Origin of the sequence: Streptococcus sp. SS-4456 (assembly GCF_036680365.1) — a bacterium.
Lineage (GTDB): Bacteria > Bacillota > Bacilli > Lactobacillales > Streptococcaceae > Streptococcus.
In genome coordinates this window covers 1-6,593 of the sequence record NZ_JAVIHI010000063.1, presented here as the reverse complement: position 1 = coordinate 6,593, position 6,593 = coordinate 1, and the positions used below count along the sequence as shown (strand labels likewise).

Sequence of the window (6,593 nt, the reverse complement as noted above, 5' to 3'; positions counted from 1 at the left end):
TACTAGATTTACTGGGACGTAAGCGTGCTAGAGATAAACCACGAAATAGTTATGAAGGTCAGGACTTCTCATATCTGTTTGGACGAACGACCAGTGGGGAGAATGTGGATGAGTTTAAAGCTATGCAGACGACAGCTGTGTATGCTTGTGTCCGTATCTTAGCTGAAGCAGTTGCTTCATTACCCATTCATGTATATGAGAGAACGGCAACTGGAAAGGAGAAGAAGGTGGAACATCCCCTTTATTTTCTTTTGCATGATGAACCTAACCCTGAGATGTCATCCTTTGTCTTTAGAGAAACCTTGATGACCCATCTTCTGATATGGGGCAATGCCTATGTCCAGATTATCCGAGATAGGAGTGGACAGGTAATCAGTCTTTACCCACTCTTACCAGATAAGATGTCTGTTCATCGGGACGAAAGCGGAAAGCTCTATTACAAATACAAGCGTCAGTCAGAAGAAAATCCTAACTTTAAGGAAAAGGGTGATGCTATCTTGAGAGCAGAAGATGTTCTCCACGTTCCTGGTCTGGGTTTTGATGGCTTGATTGGTTATTCTCCAATTGCCCTTGCCAAAAATGCTATCGGTATGACCTTGGCTACGGAAAACTACGGGGCATCATTCTTTAAAAATGGTGCAAATCCAGGTGGCGTTTTGGAACACCCAGGTATTCTCAAAGATCCAAAACGAGTGAGAGATTCATGGAATGCAGTCTATAATGGGGTAACCAATGCACATAAGGTGGCAGTACTTGAGGAAGGGATGAAATACACTCAAGTAGGCATTCCACCTGAAGAAGCTCAGTTTCTTCAGACAAGAAAATTTCAAATCAATGAAATTGCAAGACTCTACCGCATTCCACCTCATATGGTTGGTGACTTGGAGAAATCTTCATTTTCAAACATTGAGCAACAATCTCTAGAATTTGTTAAATATACCTTAGACCCTTGGGTAGTTCGTCTCGAACAGGCTTTCAAGAGGTCTCTTTTTTTACCTGAAGAAAAGAAAACCTACTTTGTGAAGTTCAATGTAGATGGTCTTCTTCGTGGAGACTATCAAAGTCGAATGAACGGCTATGCGATTGGGAGACAAAATGGCTGGCTGTCGACAAATGATATACGTGAACTTGAGGACTTGAATCTCCTTTCAGATGAGGAAGGAGGTAATCTCTACTTGATAAATGGAAACATGACGAAACTGAAGGATGCAGGTGGTTTTATGAAACAAGCACCGTTAGAACAAGAAACTCAATATGAGGAGGATATGGATGCATAAGTTTTGGAATTTTACAGAAGATGATAGTGGTCGAACACTTCGTATAGAAGGACAGATTGCTGATGAGACGTGGTTTGGCGATGAAGTCACGCCACAAGTATTTAAAAATGATTTACATGCAGGAAGTGGAGACATCACCCTCTGGATTAATAGTCCAGGGGGTGATGTTTTTGCGGCGGCTCAAATCTATAACATGCTGATGGATTACAAAGGTGATGTCCATGTAGTGATTGATGGCTTAGCCGCAAGTGCTGCTAGTGTCATTGCCATGGCAGGTACAACAGTCTCCATGAGTCCTGTTGCCATGATGATGATTCACAACCCTTGGACTTTGGCACAAGGTGAAGTCAAGGATATGCAGAAGGTCATTGAAATGTTGGGCGAAATCAAGGAATCCATCATCAATGCCTATGAATTAAGAACAGGACTTTCAAGAACCAAGCTATCACACCTCATGGACTCAGAGTCTTGGTTCAATGCCAAAAAGGCTGTTGAACTGGGCTTTGCGGACAAGATTCTCTTTGACAAACAAGGGGAACATGGAACTGATATTGAGAGTTATTCTTTCAGTCGAACTGCTGCCCAGCAAGATTTACTTGTCAAAATGCAGGCGAAGCTTGAAGTCCAACAACCAAAGAAAACAATCCCGATCAATCAGTTGGAAAAACGATTGAATTTGCTCAAATAACGAAAGGAAAATGAACTGATGTCTAAATTACTTGAATTGAAAGAAAAACGTAACCAAGCTTGGCAACAAGCAAAAACCTTCCTTGATTCTGTTCGAACAGAAGATGGACTTGTATCTGAGGAAGATTCCAAACGCTATGATGATATGGAAGCAAAAATCAACCTCTATAATCAAGAAATTGCTCGGTTGGAGCGACAAGAAAAGATTGACCTTGAACTTGCTCAACCAGCCTCACAGGCTCTAATTGGGCAGCCCACTACAGTTCTGAATGACAAGACTACAGAAGAGGAAAAGAGAGGTGTGGCTTCAGATAGCTATGCCAAGACATTTTGGACAAGTGTACGTAAGCGTCACTTCTTTGATGTCAAGGATATCCTTCGAGTTGGGGAAGATACCGAAGGTGGTCATCTGGTTCCTGATGAGTATGAGAAGAAACTAGTTCAAGGATTACAAGAAGAGAATTTCTTCCGTAGCCTTGCGACTGTTATCAAAACATCTAGTGGTGAACGTAAGATTCCTGTTGTGACAGGACATGGTTCAGCCTCATGGATGGATGAAAATGGTCTTTATCCTGAAACGGAAGAAACCTTTGGTCAGGTGACACTAGACTCTCATAAGATTGGTACTGCCATTCGTATTTCAGAAGAGTTGCTAAACGATTCAGTCTTTGACCTTGAATCCTATATGACAGCTGAATTTGCTCGTCGTATTGGAACGGAAGAAGAAAAAGCATTCTTGATTGGTGATGGTTCTAAGAAACCGACAGGTATCTTTACTCAGGCAGAAGTAACAGGTCCAACGACTGCTACAAAGGATATTACCTTTGACGATATGATTGAATTGTATCATTCTCTACCAGCACCCTATCGTAAGAATGCAGTTTGGATTTTACATGATACGACTGTCAAAGCTATCCGTAAACTCAAGGATAATAATGGCAACTATATCTGGCAGCCATCCACTCAAGCTGGACAACCAGATTTGATTCTAAATCGTCCATACTATACATCAACCTTTGCCCCACTTCCTGATGCAGGAAACAAGGCCATTGCATTTGGTGATTTCTCATATTATTGGATTGCGGACCGTCAGGGACGTACCTTCAAACGTCTGAACGAACTCTATGCCAATAATGGACAGATTGGTTTTCTTGCTTCACAACGTGTTGATGGCAAGTTAGTCCTACCTGAAGCCGTGAAGACACTAACAGTAAAGGCTAAGTAGTCATGGTTAGTTTAGCAGAAGCAAAACAGTATCTTAAAGTGGAACACGGGGATGAGGATGGGCTGATTGAGCAGTTGCTTGAAACCAGTCAACAGCTCTGCGAAGATATTTTGCGACAATCAATTTATTCAGATGTTCTAAAGACGGCAATCCTATATGGGGTTGCCTATCTTTATGAACACAGAGAAGATGCCGATCATAAGGAGTTGAAAGAGACTCTCTATCATTTGTTGTTGGCCGAACGAAAGGATGTGTTCTGATGAAGATTGCACCGTTGAGGGAACGCTTGTCATTTCAGATTCGACAGATTGTTCAAGATGAGATTGGCAATGAAACTTCGACATGGATACCTTTATTTGACCGGTGGTGCTCTTGTCGTCCTCTCACCTTGACCGAAAGGGATGGGAGTGTGACGAAACTGGAACAAGAGAAAGTCCAGTTCACCCTCAGGTATGAAAAGGCAATTCTTGGACTTCATTCCTTAATGACTCACATTCAATTTCGTGGTCAAACCTATGAGATTGAGTCTATTGATGGAGATACAGTGCCACGTCAACTGATTTACATCGTCGCCATTAGGGAGGAGAGTTATGACTAGAATTGAACTAGATGCACTAGAAACTGCCATCGCAAATGAGCTGGCGGAATTTGTAGAGGATACAACAGAGGTGATGCGTGAAGTTGTAGAGGAAGTCACCGAGGAATCCATCGTAACCTTGAAAGCAACGTCACCTAGGAAGAGTGGTTCCTATGCCAAAGGGTGGAAGAGTAAAGCAACGATTGATACCAGTACAGGTCTAACCAAGACTATTCATAATCGAACGCCAGGCCTGACGCATCTGTTAGAAAATGGTCATGCCAAAAGCTCTGGTGGGCGAGTTGAGGGAATTAAGCATATCGCACCTGTTGAGAAACAAGCAATACAATCCTTAGAAGAAAAGCTAAGAAAGCGAGTGTGATATGACATGTTACTGAGCGAAATGTACTCCATTCTCAAAGAATTACAGCTCCCACTCGCCTACCATCATTTTGAAGAAGGGAGTCGTCCAAGACCACCGTATATGGTTTATTTGGTCACTGATTCAGATAATCATGGTGCAGACAATTGGACTTATCATAAGCAAAATAATCTGCAGTTGGAACTCTATACCATAAAGAAAGATTTAGCAGCTGAACAAAAGGTGGAGTCATTATTTGACAGCCACCTTATTTATTTTGAAAAAGTAGAGACCTATATCTCATCTGAGAAACTCTACCAAATAACCTATTACATCACATTACATGGAGGATAATATGGCTGAAAAGAATAAGGTCACCTTTGGACTACAAGATGTCCATTGGGCAGAAGTTACAAGCGAAGGTTCTGATGGTACATTGACATACGGCAATGTAGAACGACTTCGTGGTGCTGCAGAATTAACCCTTGAACCAACAGGAGACAAGGGTTCTTATAAGGCAGACAATATCAATTTTTATACAACGGAGTCAAACGATGGTTACGAAGGAACACTAAAAGTTGCTCTTCTAACGCAGGAATTTTTGACTCGAGTCCTCGGAGAGCAGTTGGATGCGACGACAAATACCATTTCAGAAATCGCAAACAGCGAAAAGAAAAATTTTGCGTTGATGTTCCGTTTCGAAGGGGATAAAAAAGAAACATTACACGTTTTGTATTATTGTTACGCATCTCGTCCGACTGTTGGTTCAAAAACCAAGTCTGGTTCAGATATCAATGAGGTAGAGTTGACCTTTACTGCCAGCCCTCGCCCACTTGATAAGGTTGTACGTAGACGTACAACGGAGGAAACGAGCGATGAGATTCGTGAAAACTGGTTCAAGGCAGTTTTTGAACCTCGTAGGTAAGGGAGAAGGCAATGAGAGAAAGTATTACCATAGCAGGCACGACCTACGAGTTAGCAACCAATGCCTATACCCCAATCGCTTATAAAGAGCAGTTTGGTAAGGACTATTTTCAAGATTTATTCTCGATGGTCAATAGTCAAGCAATCTTGGCAAAACTTGACCAGTTAGAAGATGGAGAGGAATTACAGGCACATCATATTGATGTTTCTATTCTGTCTGATTTCGATATGACATTTTTCCATCGAATCTTTTGGGTCTTTGCGAAGTCAGCCAATCCACGAGTGAAACCATTTGTGGATTTTTATATGGAGATGGAAGAATTTCCAGTGCAGGATGTAGCCCCTGTCTTGATGAATATGTTGAACCAAGGGATGTCAACCAGAAAAAAGCAGATGAAACAGAAACAGCGAGTGAAGAAATCTTCACAGTAGAGAGTTATTTCTCCTGTTGTAAGGAGACTGGTCTGACCATTGACGATTTAAAACATATCTCTATTGGGATGGCACTTGACTACCAAACGGACTATGTGGAGATGCGTACTCGAGAAATTTCTCAAACACGCCGGGCAACTCAAGCTGATTTTGATAATTTCTGATGGTAGAAAGGAGGGTCTATGGCTGGAAACATCAAGGGAATTACGATTGAAATTGGTGGCGATACCCAACCCTTACAAGATGCACTTAAGGGTGTAAACAAACAAGCATCTGAAGCTACCAAAGAACTAAGACAGATTGATAAGGCTCTCAAGTTTGATACTGGCAATGTCACTCTTCTGACGCAAAAGCAGGAAGTCTTGGCAAAACAAGTCGAGACAACCAAAGAAAAATTGTCAACGCTCCGTCAAGCCCAATCACAGGTGGAAGCTCAATTTAAGGCTGGGGATATTGGGGCAGACCAGTACCGTGCCTTTCAACGTGAGGTGGAAACTACTCAAAGGCTGTTAACGTCCTATGAAACTAAGTTAGCTGATGTATCATCAACACTTGAGAATCACGGTCGAGCTAGTAGTTCAGCGGCTCACCAATTAGATAAACTCCAAGTGGAGCAGGGGCAGCTAGCAAGTGAGATGAACAAGGTCACGTCTCAATTTGAGTTACAAGAAAGTGCTTTGTCATCCAATAGTTCCGAAGCAGAACGCAATGCCATAGCCCAACAAAAGATTGGAGCACAGTCAGAAATTGTTTCTAAACAAATTTCCAATCTCGAAAAGCAACTAGCCCTGACAAAGAGTGAATATGGTGAGAATTCCATTGAAGCGAATAAGATGGAAGCTGAGTTGAACCAAGCAAAGACCGCACTCAATAACCTGAACAATGAGATGGATGAGACCAAATCCTCTGCTGATGGTGCTCAGGATGGCATGAAAGCCATGTCTGACACCATTCGGGCTGAGGCACTTCAAGCGACCAGTGAGAAGCTAGCAGACATCTCTCAGAAAATCTTCGAAGTCGGAACAGAGTCCATGTCTGCGGCAGCTCAACTTCAAGCCAGCAATGCCCAATTCTCTACAGTCTTTGGGGATATGGAGAATGCTGCTAAGG

Annotated in this window: 9 protein-coding genes and 1 pseudogene; all 10 read left to right on the top strand. The window is 42.3% G+C overall.

Translation table 11 applies throughout. The annotated features are described in order from the left end of the window. A partial coding sequence (locus RFK25_RS11110) for a phage portal protein (RefSeq protein ID WP_332413489.1) occupies positions 1-1,277 on the top strand: 1,277 nt, incomplete at its 5' end. Beyond that, on the top strand, positions 1,270-1,965 hold the full coding sequence (locus RFK25_RS11105) for a head maturation protease, ClpP-related (protein WP_332413488.1): 696 nt from the start codon (positions 1,270-1,272) through the stop codon (positions 1,963-1,965). The genes RFK25_RS11110 and RFK25_RS11105, both read left to right, overlap by 8 nt. A gap of 18 nt (positions 1,966-1,983) precedes the next feature. Continuing rightward, the gene (locus RFK25_RS11100) at positions 1,984-3,189 is read left to right on the top strand and encodes a phage major capsid protein (protein WP_332413487.1); all 1,206 of its coding nucleotides are present in this window, start codon (positions 1,984-1,986) and stop codon (positions 3,187-3,189) included. A gap of 2 nt (positions 3,190-3,191) precedes the next feature. Beyond that, positions 3,192-3,449 (top strand): head-tail connector protein, encoded by a 258-nt coding sequence (locus RFK25_RS11095; protein WP_024409984.1) that lies wholly within the window; start codon positions 3,192-3,194, stop codon positions 3,447-3,449. Then, a complete protein-coding gene (locus RFK25_RS11090; protein WP_332413486.1) occupies positions 3,449-3,787 on the top strand; it encodes a head-tail adaptor protein in 339 nt (112 codons plus the stop codon). Before RFK25_RS11095 ends, RFK25_RS11090 begins: the two co-directional genes overlap by 1 nt. Then, positions 3,780-4,148 carry an HK97 gp10 family phage protein gene (locus RFK25_RS11085; protein WP_029173171.1) on the top strand — a complete coding sequence of 123 codons (369 nt, stop codon included), beginning with the start codon at positions 3,780-3,782 and terminating at the stop codon, positions 4,146-4,148. The genes RFK25_RS11090 and RFK25_RS11085 overlap by 8 nt, the downstream gene beginning before the upstream one ends. Before the next feature lie 6 nt (positions 4,149-4,154). Next, on the top strand, positions 4,155-4,481 hold the full coding sequence (locus RFK25_RS11080) for a hypothetical protein (protein WP_044777384.1): 327 nt from the start codon (positions 4,155-4,157) through the stop codon (positions 4,479-4,481). A gap of 1 nt (position 4,482) precedes the next feature. Further along, positions 4,483-5,052 (top strand): major tail protein, encoded by a 570-nt coding sequence (locus RFK25_RS11075; protein WP_024418890.1) that lies wholly within the window; start codon positions 4,483-4,485, stop codon positions 5,050-5,052. Positions 5,053-5,063: 11 nt separating this feature from the next. Further along, positions 5,064-5,483 carry a hypothetical protein gene (locus tag RFK25_RS11070; RefSeq protein WP_332413483.1) on the top strand — a complete coding sequence of 140 codons (420 nt, stop codon included), beginning with the start codon at positions 5,064-5,066 and terminating at the stop codon, positions 5,481-5,483. A 182-nt stretch (positions 5,484-5,665) separates the two neighbouring features. Continuing rightward, a pseudogene (locus RFK25_RS11065) lies at positions 5,666-6,593 on the top strand (phage tail tape measure protein); the annotation flags it as partial.

Coding starts and splice junctions, on each gene's coding strand:
- RFK25_RS11105 (WP_332413488.1), top strand. CDS start 1,270: ATGCATAAGTTTTGGAATTTTACAGAAGATGATAGTGGTCGAACACTT.
- RFK25_RS11100 (WP_332413487.1), top strand. CDS start 1,984: ATGTCTAAATTACTTGAATTGAAAGAAAAACGTAACCAAGCTTGGCAA.
- RFK25_RS11095 (WP_024409984.1), top strand. CDS start 3,192: ATGGTTAGTTTAGCAGAAGCAAAACAGTATCTTAAAGTGGAACACGGG.
- RFK25_RS11090 (WP_332413486.1), top strand. CDS start 3,449: ATGAAGATTGCACCGTTGAGGGAACGCTTGTCATTTCAGATTCGACAG.
- RFK25_RS11085 (WP_029173171.1), top strand. CDS start 3,780: ATGACTAGAATTGAACTAGATGCACTAGAAACTGCCATCGCAAATGAG.
- RFK25_RS11080 (WP_044777384.1), top strand. CDS start 4,155: ATGTTACTGAGCGAAATGTACTCCATTCTCAAAGAATTACAGCTCCCA.
- RFK25_RS11075 (WP_024418890.1), top strand. CDS start 4,483: ATGGCTGAAAAGAATAAGGTCACCTTTGGACTACAAGATGTCCATTGG.
- RFK25_RS11070 (WP_332413483.1), top strand. CDS start 5,064: ATGAGAGAAAGTATTACCATAGCAGGCACGACCTACGAGTTAGCAACC.